This window comes from Acidovorax sp. A1169 (assembly GCF_030704685.1).
GTDB lineage: Bacteria > Pseudomonadota > Gammaproteobacteria > Burkholderiales > Burkholderiaceae_C > Acidovorax.
Window position 1 is genome coordinate 47,574 of sequence record NZ_JAUZDX010000006.1, and the last position, 14,720, is coordinate 62,293.

Below are 14,720 nucleotides of genomic sequence, written 5' to 3' on the forward strand. Positions count from 1 at the left end.
TCTGACGGCATGAGCCCAGGCCACGAGCAGCCGTTCCCTTTTTTTCATCTCCAGGAGACCCGCCATGAAAATGATCACCGCCGTCATCAAGCCCTTCAAGCTCGAAGAAGTCCGCGAAGCCCTGGCCGAATGCGGCGTGACGGGCCTGACCGTCACCGAGGTCAAGGGCTTCGGCCGCCAGAAGGGCCACACCGAGCTGTACCGTGGCGCCGAGTACGTGGTGGACTTTCTGCCCAAGGTGAAGGTCGAGGTCGTGGTCAAGTCCGAGGACGTGGACCGCTGCGTGGACGCCATCGTCAACGTGGCGCGCACCGGCAAGATCGGTGACGGCAAGATCTTTGTGACGGCTGTCGAGCGCACGGTGCGCATCCGCACCGGAGACCTGGACGACGCTGCTGTATAGGCTCCCCCTGAGTCGCTTCGCGCCATCCCCCTGAGGGGAACGCCACCAGTGGCTTGGCAAAGCCAGTTCCACGGTGGCACTGGCTTTGCATCACGCCAGTTTTGGCGGGCCTTTGGCCTAGATCACCGAACGCAGCGGGATGTGGCGCGCATTGCTGCCGGCCTGTTCGACCAGCGTCTGTAGCAGTGCAGGAGTATCACTGCCTGCGTGCAGCAGCCCCATCTGCCATTCGCCCATGAAGCCGCTGGCCACGCTGTGGTTCAAAAAGGCCAGCAGGCCGTCGTAGTAGCCGGCCACGTTGAGCAGGCCCAGGGGCTTGTCGTGGTAGCCGAGCTGGCGCCAGGTCCAGACCTCGAACAGTTCCTCGAAGGTGCCGATGCCGCCGGGCAGGGCGATGAAGGCATCGCTGCGCTCGGCCATCATGGCCTTGCGCTCGTGCATGGTCTGCACGATGTGCAATTCATCGCACTGGCGGTTGGCCAGTTCCTTGTCGACCAGGGCCTGGGGGATGATGCCCACCACGCGGCCACCGGCCTGGCGCGTGGCCTCGGCCACGGTGCCCATGAGGCCGCTGCGCCCGCCGCCATAGACCAGTTGCCCGCCATGCGCGCCGATCCATGTGCCCACGGCCGTGGCCGCCTCGGCATAGGCCCCGTTCTCGCCGGGGCGCGAACCGCAGTACACGCAGATGGAAAAAGCCGGTTCAGCCATGCGCGATCCTTTGAAAAATGGCCCCTGCCCAGATGCCCGCGCACAGCAGCAGGGCCAGCAGCACGGCGGCACTGCCCATGTCCTTGGCGCGCTTGGACAGATCGTGCCATTCAGGCCCGATGCGGTCGATGGCGGTCTCGATGCCGGTGTTGAGCAGCTCGACGATCATCACGATCACCACCGAGCCGGCCAGGAGGGCCACCTCCACCCAGCTGCGCCCCAGCCACAGCGAGGCGGGCAGCAGCACGATGGCGGCGATGGCCTCCTGGCGAAAGGCCTTTTCACCCCAGCCGGCGCGCAGGCCTTCGAACGAGTAGCCGGCCGCATGCCAGATGCGGTTCAGGCCCGTGCGGGCTTTCTGGGGATTGGCGGGGGCAGTGGGCTGGGGTGTGGACATAAGAAAAACCGGGATTCTCGCGCAGTGTTGTGACGGTGGGCTTAAGAACCTGCTCAAAGAAGCCTGCACCGAAGGAGCCTATTTCTTGCGGTGCTCGAAATGCACCAGGCGGGTGCCGGCCAGTGCATCGTGCCAGAACTGCCGCTCTGGATGGAAGCGCGCCAGAATGGCCCAGACGGCCACCCAGCCGATGACGAGGACCGTGGTCTCCCCGCCCGAGAGCGCGAAGGGCGATACGGCGGCCAGCGGCGGCAAGAACCACAGCCAGCTGAGCACGTAGCGCAGCAGAGCGCGCGGCTGGCTGATGGGGCGGCCGGCACGGTCCACCATGCGGATGTTCCAGGTCTTCATGGCCAGGGTCTGGCCCTTGGCCCAGAACCAGGTGAAGTAGATGCCGAACACCACGAACAGAAAGGCCTGCAGTGCATGGCGGTTGTCCATGGCATTGCGTGTCTGGCTCAGGGTGCCGAACAGGTAGCCGGCGATGAAGACCACGCCGAACATCAGCATGCCCTCGTACAGCCAGCAGGCCATGCGGCGCATGAGGCTGGGGGTGGTGGCGGGTGCTGTGGCCGGGGGCGCCATGTCTGCCTGCGGCGTGCTGGGGGTGGGGGATGCGGGCATTCCGGGCTGCGGGATCGGCGCGGCAGGCGCCGTCAGTTGTTGGGGTACAGGCCGGAATTGTCGGCGCTGGGCGGTGCTGCGGGGGCAGCCGGGTCGGAGCCTGCGGGCGCCAGCGGTGGCAGCGCGGCCGGCACGGCGGTGGGCACGGCCACGGGGGCTGTTTCCACCACCACGGGGCCGGCAGGGTTGGAGGCCGAGGCCTCTGCAGCGGGCATGGCGGCGGGTATTGGCATCGCCAGGCGCGGGCCGTGGTCGGTCACCGGGGGAATCTTGGGCGCATTGGGGCGCAGGGGGTTGGCCTGCGTGGCGGCGGGCACCTGCACCAGTTTGCGTGGGGACACAGGGCGCAGCGCGGTCGCCGCACCCTGGGGGTTGGGCGGCGCCGTGGCTGCCAGCAGGTCGCGCTCCTCGGCCGTCAAGGCCTGGTAGGCCTCCCACTGGGCGAGCTTGTTGTCCCGGGCCAGGCGGTTGGTGCTGGCGTAGTTCAGGCGGGCCTGGCTGCGCTGCTGAGCGCTCAGGCTGGCCCATTCGGTCATGCGGCTGTGCAGCTTGGCCTGCTCCTCTTCGGGCAGTTCCGGGAAATTCACCGCCAACGCCAGCCAGCGGCGCTTTTGCACCTCGCTGATCAGCGACCAGCGTTCGGCCAGGGGGTAGAGCGCGAGCTTTTGCCGGGTGTTCAGTGTTTCCCAGCCCGGGCCTGCAGCCACTTCGGCCAGACCTTCGGAGGGCAGGGCGGTGGCGCCGCCCGCGGGGCGCAGGGCTGTTGCCGCCGCAGGGGTGGGGCGCGTGGCGGCCGAGGGCAGCAAGGTGGCTGGCGCCATGCCCACCTGCTGCACGACGACCGTCACGGCGAAGGCGGTCAGCGCGCCCAGAAGCGCCAAAGCCAGCACGATGGCTGGCAGTGGTGGGGGGGCGTCGGGAAGTCCTTTATGCATGCATCGGGCAGTGGGCCAAATCAGTGATTCTGCGCTGCCGTTTTGAGGAACTGGACAAATCCCGGGTCGGAGTAGGCTTCTGGAGGCAACTCATCGGTCAGCAGGGCGGCATCCACCTCGGCGACCTCGTTGGCGCCAAATTCGTCCTGCACCGTGCTGATGAAGAACAGGCCCACCACCAGCGCGATCAGCGGCACGGCGGACACCAGGGCATTCCACCAGCTGTTGCCCTCGCTGCCACCGCCGCCGAGGGCGGCCGAGGCGCCGCCGGCCAGCACCACCGGAGCGGCTGCCCTGGCGGGTGCGCGCACGGGGGCCAGCACCTTGCGCCGGGCCAGTGCCTGCATGCGCGATGCGCGCAGGCGCTCCGAGATGTCATAGGGCAGATCCTGCGAGCCATCCGTCAGCCGCGCCGATACGCGGCGGGCAAAACGTTCTGCTGCAGCTTCCTGGGAGAGGGTAGGGGCGGTGTTCACAGTTCTATTCCTTTGGCTTTCAGTGCCTTGCTCAGGGTTTGTATGGCACGAAAACAGTGCGTTTTCACACTGCCTTCCGAACAACCCATGGCGGCTGCCGTTTCTGATACATCCATTTCTTCCCAGTAACGCATGAGGAAGGCTTCCCGTTGACGTGCTGGCAATTCTTCTATCTCGGCCTCTATCTGGTGGAAGGTCTGGGCCCTTCGGGTCAGGTCTTCGGCACTTTCGGCCTTGTCCCCGTCGTCGGGGCCGGAGTACGCCTCCAACAGATCAAAATCCATGCCATCTTCTCCGGGCCCTTCGAAGTCACTCATGCTCGAAAACAGTGCATTGCGTGTCTTCTGGCGCCGAAACCAGTCCAGGGTGCAGTTGGAGAGGATGCGCTGAAAGAGCATGGGCAGCTCGGCCGCCGGCTTGTCCCCATAGTGTTCGGCCAGCTTGAGCATGCTGTCCTGCACGATGTCCAGGGCCGCTTCCTCATTGCGGACGTGGTAGACCGAGCGCTTGAAGGCACGCTTTTCTACGCTTTTGAGGAAATCGGAGAGTTCTTGTTCGGTTGCCAAGACGGGTCAGCCCGGGAATGGGATGCTGCGGGGCATGCGCCAGTGCGGCGCCCCAACAACAGGTGCAGAACCCCTCCAGAGAAGAGCCCAGCCACCGATTATCGCATCCTCTGGTGTTTTTTTAGACGCAGCATGCATTTGCACGTGTTGCAGTGCGATAATCGCGGCTGCAATTCAAAAGGCAAACGGGTCACGGTCCGGCGCGGCAATCATCCCGCCCATGTCCTTGGCCTCAAGTTCCAAGCTGGCTCCACAAGAGTCCATGCAAGGGGCACCCAAGGTTTTTCGTCAGAGAAATTCACAAAGGTTGATCATGGAAATCTCCAAGGCCGAGCTCACATCGGCAGCCGCTGCTTCGCAGGGCAACAACACCCCCTCCGCTTCCGGCTCTCAGGACCTCATGGGTGCCGAGATCCTCATCAAGTCGCTCCAGGCAGAGAATGTCGAGTTCATCTGGGGCTACCCCGGCGGTGCAGTTCTGTACATCTACGACGCGCTGTACAAGCAAGACACCATCCAGCACGTGCTGGTGCGCCACGAGCAGGCGGCTGTGCACGCCGCCGACGGCTATGCTCGCGCCACCGGTGAAGTGGGCGTCGCCCTGGTCACTTCGGGCCCCGGCCTGACCAATGCCGTCACCGGCATCGCCACGGCGTACATGGATTCGATCCCCATGGTGATCATCTCCGGCCAGGTGCCCACGGCCGCCATCGGGCTCGATGCCTTCCAGGAATGCGACACCGTCGGCATCACGCGCCCCATCGTCAAGCACAATTTCCTGGTCAAGGACCCGCGCGACCTGGCCGTCACGCTCAAGAAGGCCTTCCACATCGCCCGCACCGGTCGCCCCGGCCCCGTGGTGGTCGATATCCCGAAGGACGTGTCCTTCAAGAAGGCGGCCTACACCGGCTACCCCCAGAGCGTGGAAATGCGCTCGTACAACCCCGTGCGCAAGGGCCACAGTGGCCAGATCCGCAAGGCGCTGCAGCTGCTGCTGGCCGCCAAGCGCCCCTACATCTACACCGGCGGCGGCGTGCTGCTGGGCAATGCCACCAACGAGCTGCGCACGCTGGTGGACATGCTGGGCTACCCGGTCACCAACACGCTGATGGGCCTAGGGGCCTACCCCGCTTCGGACCGCAAATTCCTGGGCATGCTGGGCATGCACGGCACCATCGAAGCCAACAACGCCATGCAGAACTGCGACGTGCTGCTGGCCGTGGGCGCGCGCTTCGACGACCGCGTGATCGGCAACCCCAAGCACTTCGCGCAGAACGACCGCAAGATCATCCACGTGGACATCGATCCGTCGAGCATCTCCAAGCGCGTGAAGGTCGACATCCCGATCGTCGGCGACGTGAAGGACGTGCTCACCGAGCTGATCTCCATGGTCCGCGAGAGCAGCACCCGCCCCGATGCCGGCGCCCTGGCCGCCTGGTGGGACACCATCGAAGGCTGGCGCAAGCGCGACTGCCTGAAGTACAGCATGGGCAGTCCCGACGTCATCAAGCCCCAGTACGTGGTGGAAACGCTGTGGAACATGACCAAGGACGTGGACACCTACATCACGTCCGACGTGGGCCAGCACCAGATGTGGGCAGCCCAGTACTACCGCTTCGACGAGCCGCGCCGCTGGATCAACTCCGGTGGCCTGGGCACCATGGGCGTGGGCATTCCCTATGCCATGGGCATCAAGCTGGCCAAGCCGCAAGCCGAGGTGTTCTGCATCACCGGCGAAGGCTCGGTGCAGATGAACATCCAGGAGCTGTCGACCTGCCTGCAGTACAACACGCCGATCAAGATCTGCTCGTTGAACAACCGCTACCTGGGCATGGTGCGCCAGTGGCAGGAGATCGAATACTCCGGCCGCTACAGCCACAGCTACATGGATGCGCTGCCCAACTTCGTGAAGCTGGCCGAGGCCTATGGCCACGTCGGCATGCTGATCGAGCACCCCAAGGACGTCGAGCCCGCGCTGCGCGAAGCACGCAAGCTCAAGGACCGCACGGTGTTTATGGACTTCCGTACCGACCCCACCGAGAACGTGTTCCCGATGGTGCAGGCCGGCAAGGGCATCACCGAAATGCTGCTGGGCTCCGAAGACCTGTAAACACAGGCCTTCGGCTCCCGCTACGGCCTGCAGCAAGCGGCAATTGCGATTGCGACTGCTGCGGGCCAATCTCCTGCTATCAACCTGATAGCGTCACTTCGACGAATCTATTGTCTGCCGAGCCTGCGCATTACCGTGCGCAGGGGAGGGCAGCGAAAAGAGGAATGTCTTCACCATGAAACACATCATTGCCGTTTTGCTTGAGAACGAACCCGGTGCGCTGTCGCGCGTCGTGGGCCTGTTCTCTGCCCGTGGCTACAATATCGAATCGCTCACCGTGGCGCCCACCGAGGATCCATCGCTCTCGCGCATGACGATCCAGACCACGGGTTCCGACGACGTGATCGAGCAGATCACCAAGCACCTGAACCGCCTCATCGAAGTGGTCAAGGTGGTCGACCTCACCGAGGGTGCCTACACAGAGCGCGAGCTCATGATGGTGAAGGTGCGCGCCGTAGGCAAGGAGCGCGAGGAGATGAAGCGCATGGCCGACATCTTCCGCGGCCGCATCATCGACGTGACCGAAAAGAGCTACACCATCGAGCTCACCGGTGACCAGTCCAAGAACGATGCCTTCCTGCAGGCCATCGACCGCACCGCCATCCTGGAAACCGTGCGAACCGGCGCCAGTGGCATTGGCCGTGGCGAGCGAATTCTGCGCGTGTAAGACAATCCACCCCGCTTTTCCAATTTCACCCCCCCAAACAACGCATTTCAACCGGAGCGACCCATGAAAGTTTTCTACGACAAAGACTGTGACCTGAGCCTGATCAAGGGCAAGACCGTTGCCATCATCGGCTACGGCTCGCAGGGCCACGCCCACGCACAGAACCTGAACGACAGCGGCGTGAAGGTCGTGGTCGGCCTGCGCAAGGGTGGCGCCTCGTGGGACAAGGTCGGCAAGGCCGGCCTGAACGTGATGGAAGTCAACGACGCAGTCAAGGCGGCCGACGTGGTCATGATTTTGCTGCCCGACGAGCAGATCGGCGAGGTCTACACCAACAACGTGGCCCCCAACATCAAGCAAGGCGCTTCGCTGGCCTTCGCCCACGGCTTCAACGTGCACTACAACCAGGTCGTGCCCCGCGCCGATCTGGACGTGTGGATGGTCGCCCCCAAGGCCCCTGGCCACACCGTGCGCAACACCTACACCCAGGGCGGCGGCGTGCCCCACCTGGTGGCCGTGCACCAGGACAAGTCCGGCAAGGCCCGTGACCTGGCCCTGTCGTACGCCATGGCCAATGGTGGCGGCAAGGCCGGCATCATCGAGACCAACTTCAAGGAAGAAACCGAGACCGACCTGTTCGGCGAACAGGCCGTGCTGTGCGGCGGCGCCGTCGAGCTGATCAAGATGGGTTACGAAACCCTGGTCGAAGCCGGCTACGCCCCTGAAATGGCCTACTTCGAATGCCTGCACGAGCTCAAGCTCATCGTGGACCTGATCTACGAAGGCGGCATTGCCAACATGAACTACTCGATCTCGAACAACGCCGAGTACGGCGAGTACGTGACCGGCCCTGAAGTCATCAACGAGCAGTCGCGCCTTGCCATGCGCAATGCCCTGAAGCGCATCCAGAGCGGCGAATACGCCAAGATGTTCATCCAGGAAGGCCGCCTGAACTACCCAAGCATGACGGCCCGCCGACGCAACACCGCCGACCACAGCATCGAAGTGGTGGGTGGCAAGCTGCGCGCCATGATGCCCTGGATCGCCAAGAACAAGCTGGTCGACCAGACCCGCAACTGATCTCGCGATCCACTGCGCCCTGCGTACACGATCCCAAAGGCCACTTCGGTGGCCTTTTTCGTTGCCGAGTGGGGCTGGGCATGCCACCTGCGGCGCGCCGCATGGCCTTGCGTAATCAATTGTTAACAGGTGCATGGTCCGGGTGCCTGCCGGTGCAGCTACACTGCGCCTTCGGTTCTCTCGGAGGGGGTGCCATGCGCCGTGCGGCGCAGGTGCCGATTACTATAAATTTGGTGGCTGTTCACGCCGGCTGGTCTGGCGATGGAGATTTGTTCGATGCATGACGGCAAGGATTCCGCCGACGGTTCTGGCGTGATGGTGCGCAAACGGCGCAAGGGCATCTACATCCTGCCCAACCTGTTCACGCTGGCGGCGCTGTTCGGGGGCTTCTATTCCATCGTGATGGCGATGAACGGGCGCTTCGACCTGGCGGCCGTGGGCGTGTTCTGCGCCATGGTGCTCGACAGCCTGGACGGGCGCGTGGCCCGCATGACCAACACGCAAAGCGCCTTCGGTGAGCAGATGGATTCGCTGTCGGACATGGTGTCCTTTGGCGCCGCACCCGCGCTCATCGCCTACGAATGGTCGCTCAAGGGCCTGGGCCGCTGGGGCTGGATCGCGGCCTTCGTCTACTGCGCCTGCGCCGCGCTGCGCCTGGCGCGCTTCAACGTGAACACGGGCGTGGTCGACAAGCGCTACTTCCAGGGCCTGCCGTCGCCTGCTGCCGCTGCGCTGGTGGCCGGCTTCATCTGGCTCATGACCGAGCTCGGGGTGCAACGCGGCATGGACACCTGGCTCACCTGGAACCAGGTCACCTGGATCATGTTCGCCTTCACGCTGTACGCCGGCCTCACCATGGTGACCAACGTGCCGTTCTACAGCTTCAAGGACATCCAGATGAAAAAGAGCGTGCCCTTCGTCGTGATCGTGCTGATCGCGCTGGGCATCGCCGTCATCAACATCTCGCCGCCCATCATGCTGTTCAGCGTGTTCGTGCTGTATGGCCTGAGCGGCTACGGCGTATACGCCTGGCGCAAGGCCAAGGGGCAGCACAGCAGCGTGATCAGCACCTCCACCGACGAGCCCGACGAGCGCGGCCTGCACAAATGACGGCAGGGCGCCGCATTGACCGCACTTGTGCTACATTGCACTGCATGAACACGTTGGCCATTGCAATCCTACTGCTAGCTCCCCACGGGCGGAGACGGTAGGCGCACGCGCACACGTTTTCCACAAAGGCCCGTATGCACCCGCAACGGGCCTTTTGCTTTGGGCGCCAGAATTCAGCGTTGCGGACCACCCCACCATCAATACCAGGAGAACCCCATGGCCGACAAACTCATCATTTTCGACACCACCTTGCGCGACGGCGAGCAATCGCCTGGCGCCTCCATGACCAAGGACGAGAAGCTGCGCATCGCACGCCAGCTCGAGCGCCTGAAGGTGGATGTGATCGAAGCGGGTTTTGCGGCCAGCTCCAACGGCGACTTCGAGGCCGTGCAGGCCATTGCCCACGCCATCAAGGACTCGACCATCTGCTCGCTCTCGCGCGCCAATGACCGCGACATCTCGCGTGCGGCCGAAGCGCTCAAGGGCGCCAACAGCGCACGCATCCACACGTTCATCGCCACCTCGGCGCTGCACATGGAAAAGAAGCTGCGCATGACGCCCGAGCAGGTGCTCGAGCAGGCGCGCCAGTCGGTGCGCTTTGCGCGCAACCTCGTGGCCGACATCGAGTTCAGCCCCGAAGACGGCTACCGCAGCGACCCGGACTTTTTGTGCCGCGTGCTCGAAGCGGTGATTGCCGAAGGCGCCACCACCATCAACGTGCCCGACACCGTGGGCTACGCCATCCCCGAGCTGTACGGCAACTTCATCAAGACGCTGCGCGAGCGCATTCCCAACAGCGACAAGGCCATCTGGTCCGTGCACTGCCACAACGACCTGGGGATGGCCGTGGCCAACTCCCTGGCCGGCGTGAAGATCGGCGGTGCCCGCCAGGTCGAGTGCACCATCAACGGCCTGGGTGAGCGCGCCGGCAACTGCTCGCTCGAAGAAGTCGTCATGGCCATCAAGACGCGCCGCGACTACTTCGACCTGGACCTGAACATCGACGCCAAGCACATCGTTGCGGCCAGCCGCATGGTCAGCCAGACCACCGGCTTCGTGGTGCAGCCCAACAAGGCCGTGGTCGGCGCCAACGCCTTCGCCCACGCCAGCGGCATCCACCAGGACGGCGTGCTCAAGGCACGCGACACCTACGAGATCATGCGCGCCGAAGACGTGGGCTGGAGCGCCAACAAGATCGTGCTGGGCAAGCTCAGCGGCCGCAACGCCTTCAAGCAGCGCCTGCAAGAACTGGGTGTGAGCCTGGAGAGCGAGACCGAGGTCAACAGCGCCTTCACCCGCTTCAAGGAGCTGGCCGACCGCAAGAGCGAGATATTCGACGAGGACATCCTGGCCTTGGTCAGCGACGAAAGCGTGACCGCCGAGAAGGAGCAGTATGGCTTCGTCTCGCTGTTCCAGCAGAGCGAAACCGGCGAGCACCCCCGTGCGCGCATCGTCTTCACGGTGGACGGCCACGAAGTGCGCGGCGAGTCCGAGGGCAATGGCCCGGTGGACGCGTCCCTCAAGGCCATCGAGTCCCACGTCAAGAGCGGTGCCGAGATGGTGTTGTATTCCGTCAACGCCATCAGCGGCTCCACCGAGAGCCAGGGCGAGGTCACCGTGCGCCTGCAGAACAGCGGCCGCGTGGTCAACGGAGTGGGCGCTGACCCCGATATCGTGGTCGCATCGGCCAAGGCCTACCTCAGCGCGTTGAACAAATTACAAAGTAAAGCTGACCGGGTGGCTGCACAGGGTTAAGTGTTGAATTTATAATTCATTCACTTTCTTGGAAAGTCGCGCAAGGTATTGATCTTGCGCGACTTTTTTTGATTCTGTACACTGGCCCACACTTCTTACCCTTTGGAGCACTTTGATGCACCATGGCCGCAGCACCGCAATGAACCGTTTTTTCCAGCTTCTGGGCTTTGTTGTTGTGAGTGCGGCGCTTGCCTCGCCCATGGCACACGCCAACGAGCGCAAGAAGGCGCCCGCCAAGAAGCAGGTGGCATCCGCCACCGCCAAGAAGTCCGCCGGCCCGCGCAAGGCCGCCGTTGCCGCCAAGCCGGTGCGCGTCTCGGCCAAGACCTCCAAGGCCGCCACCCGCGTGGCCTTCATCCCCGCCAAGCAATCGTTTGGCCAACTGGCCGGCCTGCACGAAGTCAATGACCCCCTGGACCTCAAGTCCAGCGTGGCCCTGGTGATCGACCAGGACACCCATGAAGTGCTGCTCAGCAAGAACGACCACGCCGTTCTGCCGATCGCATCGCTCACCAAGCTCATGACCGGCCTCATCATCTCCCAGGCCAAGCTGCCCATGGATGAGCAGCTGACCATTACCCAGGACGATGTGGACACTGAAAAAGGCAGCCGTTCGCGCCTGACGGTGGGCTCCACGCTGACCCGCGGCGAAATGCTGCACCTGGCCCTGATGTCCAGCGAGAACCGCGCAGCCCACGCCCTGGGCCGCACCTTCCCTGGCGGCCTGGACGTGTTCGTGGCGCAGATGAACGCCAAGGCACGCCTGCTGGGCATGACCGACACCAAATATGTCGAGCCCACGGGCCTGTCCAGTCGCAACCAGAGCAGCGCCCGCGACCTGGCCACGCTGGTCAATGTGGCCCATGGCGACCCTGTCATGCGCGAGCTGTCCACCTCGCCCGGCTATGAGCTGGCCCTGGGCGCGCGCACCCTGCAGTTCAACAACACCAACGGCCTGGTGAAGAACCCCACCTGGGACATCGGCCTGCAAAAGACCGGCTACATCTCCGAAGCTGGGCGCTGCCTGGTGATGCAGGCCCAGTTCGCTGGCCGCAAGGTCATCATGGTGTTCCTGGACTCGGCCGGCAAGTTCAGCCGCCTGGGCGACGCCGAGCGCGTGCGCCACTGGGTCGAATCCATGCCCGCCGCCATCAGCCCCGTGAAGACGGTGGTGCACGGCAACACCAACGGCTGAAGAGGCGCTGCCGGCCCCCCGCCTTGACCGGTTGCCAGGCGGTCAGCAACCACCCCACAAAACAAAACCCCGGTGGCGAGAGCCCCGGGGTTTTGTTTTTGCCTGGTGTCCAGCCGCGTTGGCCGCAGCTTTCAATCGGCAGGCGTATGCGCTGCTTCGCTGCCGTGCAGCGATGACGCCAGTGCGGGCATGGGTGCCTTGGCCTGCACATAGCCCAGCGCCAGCGAGATCTCCTGCGCAGTGGCCTGCAGCTTGGCCATCCAGCCTTCGTCCAGCCGGTCGGCCGGGGCCGAGATGGACAGGCCGGCCACTAGCTTGGCCTGGTCGTCATAGACGCCAGCGGCCATGCAGCGCACGCCCAGTTCCAGCTCCTCGTTGTCGCGGGCAGTACCGTACTGGCGCGCCTTGGCCAGCTCGCGCTCCAGCACGGGCAACTGCGTGATGCTGTTGCGGGTATGGCCGGCCAGCCCGGTGCGGGTGGCATAGGCGCGCACGCGCTGCGGGTCGTCCAGCGCCAGGAAGAGCTTGCCGGTGGAGGTCAGGTGCAGCGGCGCACGGCCGCCGATGGCGCGCACCACCTGCATGCCCGAGCGCTCGCTGTAGGCGCGCTCCACGTACACGATCTCGTCGCCCTGGCGCATGCTCAGGTTCACCGGCTGCTGGATCAGCTTGTGCAGGTTGCGCATGGGCGCCAGCGCCGCATCGCGCACGCTCAGGCGCGCCTTCACCAGGTTACCGAGCTCCAGCAGGCGCATGCCCAGCCGGTAGCTGCCCGACTCGGGCCGGTCCACAAAGCGGCCGATGGTCAGGTCGTTGAGGATGCGGTGCGTTGTGGAGGGGTGCAGCCCCGTCTTCTCGCTGATTTCCTTGAGCGAGATGGCGTCCTCACGCGATGCGAGCACGTCGATCAGCGTGAACATGCGCTCCAGTACCTGGACGCTGGGTTTGATCGGGATACCAGGGTCGATTTTTTTCATGGGCTGCAGGAATGCGGGAATGGTGTGGAGTAAGGGATATCCACAACATCCTCTGATCGCTGCATCTTACCTTGTGAAATGCAATGGCACCATCAGGTGCCCTGGGCGGCCCCACCCGGGGTGCCGCCTGCGTGACTGCTGCGGTCCACGCGCTGCCACACATTGTCCTGGCGGATCTCGTGCGGCAGAAAGCGCGCCTTGTAGTTCATCTTCGGGCTCGCGGCGATCCAGTAGCCCAGGTACACATAGGGCAGGCCCATGGCGCGCGCCTGCTCGATCTGCCAGACCACGTTGTAGGTGCCGTAGCTGGCGCGCGCCTCGGGCTCGTAGAAGGTGTACACGGCCGACAGGCCATCGTTGAGCACATCGAGGATGGACACCATCTTCAGCGCGCCGGGCTCGCCGGTGGTGGCATCCACCTCGCGGAACTCCACCAGCCGCGAATTGACCCGGCTTTGCAGCAAAAACTGGGTGTACTGGTCGATGCTGTCCTGGTCCATGCCGCCACCCGCGTGGCGGCCGTTCTGGTAGCGCAGGTACAGCTGGTAATGTTCGGGCACGAAACACAGGCGCAGCACACGCGCCTGCAGCGCACCGTGCTGCACCGCCGAGCGGCGCTGGCTGCGGTCGGGGCGAAACTCGCTGGCGCGCACGCGCAGCGGGGTGCAGGCCTGGCAGCCGTCGCAATAGGGGCGGTAGGTGAACATGCCACTGCGCCGGAAACCCGTGGCCACGAGGCCCGAGTACACATCGCTCTGGATCAGGTGGCTGGGCGTCGCGACCTGTGAGCGCGCCTGCCTGTTCGGCAGGTAGCTGCACGGGTAGGGCGCTGTCGCATAGAACTGCAGGGTCTGCAGCGGCAGGTCGTTGAGTTGCGTCATGCCATGGGCGTGGGGTGGGCCAGCAGTTGATTCCAGTATACGGGCTCGAAAGTCCACGTGCCGCCCGGCAGGTCTTGCGCCACGGCGATCTTGCGCAGGAACTCGTTGCGCGGGATCTCGCGCGCCCCCAGCGACGCCAGATGGCGCGTGTTCTGCTGGCAGTCGATCAGCGCCACCCCCTGCACGCGGCAGATCGCTACCAGCGCCGCCAGCGCGATCTTGGAGGCATCGGTGGCGTGCGCAAACATCGACTCGCCAAACACCGCGCGCCCTAGCGCCACGCAGTACAGCCCGCCCACCAACTGGCCATCGACCCAGGTCTCCACGCTGTGGGCTGAGCCCGCCGCATGCAGCGCCTCGTAGGCGCGCACCATGTCCGGCACGATCCAGGTGCCCGCCTGCCCCTCGCGCGGTGTGGACGAGCAGGCGCGTATCACCTGGCCAAAGGCCGTGTCCACCCGCACCTCGCAGTGGCTGCTGGCGGCGGCAAATTTCTGCAGCGTCTTGCGCAGCGAGCGGTGCAGCCGGAACTCGGCCACCGGCAGCACCATGCGCGGGTCGGGCGCCCACCACAGAATGGGCTGGCCCTCGCTGAACCAGGGGAAGGTGCCCTGCCCATAGGCCGCCCGCAGATGCTCCACATCCAGCGCTCCACCGGCGGCCAGCAGGCCCGGCGCCGGATCGCGGGGGCCCCAGGCACTGGCCGGGTGGGGGAAGGGGTCATGGGGTTCCAGCCAGGGGAGTTGGGCGGGCATGGGGGCAGGGGTTGCGAAGGGTGGTTTGTTGGATTGTGCGGCAACATCCGGTTCCACCGTGGCGCGGGCCGTGTGCGC

At 64.7% G+C, this 14,720-nt stretch carries 16 protein-coding genes; 7 read left to right on the plus strand and 9 right to left on the minus strand.

Features of this window, described 5'->3' with window-relative positions:
• Positions 1 to 64: 64 nt before the first annotated feature.
• On the plus strand, positions 65 to 403 hold the full coding sequence (locus QYL93_RS12030; RefSeq protein ID WP_015013651.1) for a P-II family nitrogen regulator: 339 nt from the start codon (positions 65 to 67) through the stop codon (positions 401 to 403).
• Positions 404 to 520: 117 nt separating this feature from the next.
• On the opposite strand, the gene QYL93_RS12035 is transcribed toward QYL93_RS12030, so the two are convergent.
• The 6 genes from QYL93_RS12035 to QYL93_RS12060 all read right to left on the minus strand — a co-directional run bounded on the left by QYL93_RS12035 (position 521) and on the right by QYL93_RS12060 (position 4,112).
• On the minus strand, positions 521 to 1,114 hold the full coding sequence (locus QYL93_RS12035; RefSeq protein WP_305743857.1) for a TIGR00730 family Rossman fold protein: 594 nt from the start codon (positions 1,112 to 1,114) through the stop codon (positions 521 to 523).
• The gene (locus QYL93_RS12040) at positions 1,107 to 1,511 is read right to left on the minus strand and encodes a diacylglycerol kinase (protein ID WP_057205793.1); all 405 of its coding nucleotides are present in this window, start codon (positions 1,509 to 1,511) and stop codon (positions 1,107 to 1,109) included. Before QYL93_RS12040 ends, QYL93_RS12035 begins: the two co-directional genes overlap by 8 nt.
• Before the next feature lie 78 nt (positions 1,512 to 1,589).
• The gene (locus QYL93_RS12045; RefSeq protein ID WP_370876969.1) at positions 1,590 to 2,135 is read right to left on the minus strand and encodes an RDD family protein; all 546 of its coding nucleotides are present in this window, start codon (positions 2,133 to 2,135) and stop codon (positions 1,590 to 1,592) included.
• A gap of 32 nt (positions 2,136 to 2,167) precedes the next feature.
• Positions 2,168 to 3,070 (minus strand): DUF3106 domain-containing protein, encoded by a 903-nt coding sequence (locus tag QYL93_RS12050; protein ID WP_305743858.1) that lies wholly within the window; start codon positions 3,068 to 3,070, stop codon positions 2,168 to 2,170.
• Between the two features lie 20 nt (positions 3,071 to 3,090).
• Positions 3,091 to 3,546 carry a DUF3619 family protein gene (locus QYL93_RS12055; protein ID WP_305743859.1) on the minus strand — a complete coding sequence of 152 codons (456 nt, stop codon included), beginning with the start codon at positions 3,544 to 3,546 and terminating at the stop codon, positions 3,091 to 3,093.
• Positions 3,543 to 4,112, minus strand: a complete 570-nt coding sequence (locus tag QYL93_RS12060) for an RNA polymerase sigma factor (RefSeq protein WP_057205797.1) — start codon at positions 4,110 to 4,112, stop codon at positions 3,543 to 3,545. Before QYL93_RS12060 ends, QYL93_RS12055 begins: the two co-directional genes overlap by 4 nt.
• A 313-nt stretch (positions 4,113 to 4,425) precedes the next feature.
• Between QYL93_RS12060 and QYL93_RS12065 the strand changes: the two genes are divergently transcribed.
• The 6 genes from QYL93_RS12065 (at position 4,426) to QYL93_RS12090 (ending at position 12,029) form a co-directional block, all read left to right on the plus strand.
• Positions 4,426 to 6,222 (plus strand): acetolactate synthase 3 catalytic subunit, encoded by a 1,797-nt coding sequence (locus QYL93_RS12065; protein ID WP_305743860.1) that lies wholly within the window; start codon positions 4,426 to 4,428, stop codon positions 6,220 to 6,222.
• Positions 6,223 to 6,397: 175 nt separating this feature from the next.
• Entirely contained in the window at positions 6,398 to 6,889 is a 492-nt protein-coding gene (ilvN, locus tag QYL93_RS12070; protein WP_007857867.1) for an acetolactate synthase small subunit, read from the plus strand.
• A gap of 63 nt (positions 6,890 to 6,952) precedes the next feature.
• Positions 6,953 to 7,969 carry a ketol-acid reductoisomerase gene (ilvC, locus tag QYL93_RS12075; protein WP_057205799.1) on the plus strand — a complete coding sequence of 339 codons (1,017 nt, stop codon included), beginning with the start codon at positions 6,953 to 6,955 and terminating at the stop codon, positions 7,967 to 7,969.
• A gap of 276 nt (positions 7,970 to 8,245) precedes the next feature.
• Entirely contained in the window at positions 8,246 to 9,079 is an 834-nt protein-coding gene (gene pssA / locus QYL93_RS12080; RefSeq protein ID WP_305743861.1) for a CDP-diacylglycerol--serine O-phosphatidyltransferase, read from the plus strand.
• Positions 9,080 to 9,295: 216 nt separating this feature from the next.
• Positions 9,296 to 10,834, plus strand: a complete 1,539-nt coding sequence (locus QYL93_RS12085; RefSeq protein ID WP_057205802.1) for a 2-isopropylmalate synthase — start codon at positions 9,296 to 9,298, stop codon at positions 10,832 to 10,834.
• A gap of 115 nt (positions 10,835 to 10,949) precedes the next feature.
• Positions 10,950 to 12,029, plus strand: coding sequence for a serine hydrolase (locus tag QYL93_RS12090; protein WP_305743862.1), 1,080 nt, complete (start codon positions 10,950 to 10,952; stop codon positions 12,027 to 12,029).
• A 131-nt stretch (positions 12,030 to 12,160) separates the two neighbouring features.
• Here the strand turns inward: QYL93_RS12090 and QYL93_RS12095 are convergent, their stop codons facing one another.
• The 3 genes from QYL93_RS12095 to aat all read right to left on the minus strand — a co-directional run bounded on the left by QYL93_RS12095 (position 12,161) and on the right by aat (position 14,642).
• Positions 12,161 to 13,006: an IclR family transcriptional regulator gene (locus QYL93_RS12095; RefSeq protein ID WP_305743863.1), complete on the minus strand. Its 846-nt coding sequence runs from the start codon at positions 13,004 to 13,006 to the stop codon at positions 12,161 to 12,163.
• A gap of 92 nt (positions 13,007 to 13,098) precedes the next feature.
• Positions 13,099 to 13,887: an arginyltransferase gene (locus tag QYL93_RS12100; RefSeq protein WP_305743864.1), complete on the minus strand. Its 789-nt coding sequence runs from the start codon at positions 13,885 to 13,887 to the stop codon at positions 13,099 to 13,101.
• Entirely contained in the window at positions 13,884 to 14,642 is a 759-nt protein-coding gene (aat, locus tag QYL93_RS12105; RefSeq protein WP_305743865.1) for a leucyl/phenylalanyl-tRNA--protein transferase, read from the minus strand. The genes QYL93_RS12100 and aat overlap by 4 nt, the downstream gene beginning before the upstream one ends.
• Between the last annotated feature and the right edge of the window lie 78 nt (positions 14,643 to 14,720).

Bases quoted from the DNA above. Each gene is read 5' to 3' on its own strand.
- QYL93_RS12030 (WP_015013651.1), top strand. From the start codon at position 65: ATGAAAATGATCACCGCCGTCATCAAGCCCTTCAAGCTCGAAGAAGTC.
- QYL93_RS12035 (WP_305743857.1), bottom strand. From the start codon at position 1,114: ATGGCTGAACCGGCTTTTTCCATCTGCGTGTACTGCGGTTCGCGCCCC.
- QYL93_RS12040 (WP_057205793.1), bottom strand. From the start codon at position 1,511: ATGTCCACACCCCAGCCCACTGCCCCCGCCAATCCCCAGAAAGCCCGC.
- QYL93_RS12045 (WP_370876969.1), bottom strand. From the start codon at position 2,135: ATGCCCGCATCCCCCACCCCCAGCACGCCGCAGGCAGACATGGCGCCC.
- QYL93_RS12050 (WP_305743858.1), bottom strand. From the start codon at position 3,070: ATGCATAAAGGACTTCCCGACGCCCCCCCACCACTGCCAGCCATCGTG.
- QYL93_RS12065 (WP_305743860.1), top strand. From the start codon at position 4,426: ATGGAAATCTCCAAGGCCGAGCTCACATCGGCAGCCGCTGCTTCGCAG.
- ilvN (WP_007857867.1), top strand. From the start codon at position 6,398: ATGAAACACATCATTGCCGTTTTGCTTGAGAACGAACCCGGTGCGCTG.
- ilvC (WP_057205799.1), top strand. From the start codon at position 6,953: ATGAAAGTTTTCTACGACAAAGACTGTGACCTGAGCCTGATCAAGGGC.
- pssA (WP_305743861.1), top strand. From the start codon at position 8,246: ATGCATGACGGCAAGGATTCCGCCGACGGTTCTGGCGTGATGGTGCGC.
- QYL93_RS12085 (WP_057205802.1), top strand. From the start codon at position 9,296: ATGGCCGACAAACTCATCATTTTCGACACCACCTTGCGCGACGGCGAG.
- QYL93_RS12090 (WP_305743862.1), top strand. From the start codon at position 10,950: ATGCACCATGGCCGCAGCACCGCAATGAACCGTTTTTTCCAGCTTCTG.
- QYL93_RS12095 (WP_305743863.1), bottom strand. From the start codon at position 13,006: ATGAAAAAAATCGACCCTGGTATCCCGATCAAACCCAGCGTCCAGGTA.
- QYL93_RS12100 (WP_305743864.1), bottom strand. From the start codon at position 13,887: ATGACGCAACTCAACGACCTGCCGCTGCAGACCCTGCAGTTCTATGCG.
- aat (WP_305743865.1), bottom strand. From the start codon at position 14,642: ATGCCCGCCCAACTCCCCTGGCTGGAACCCCATGACCCCTTCCCCCAC.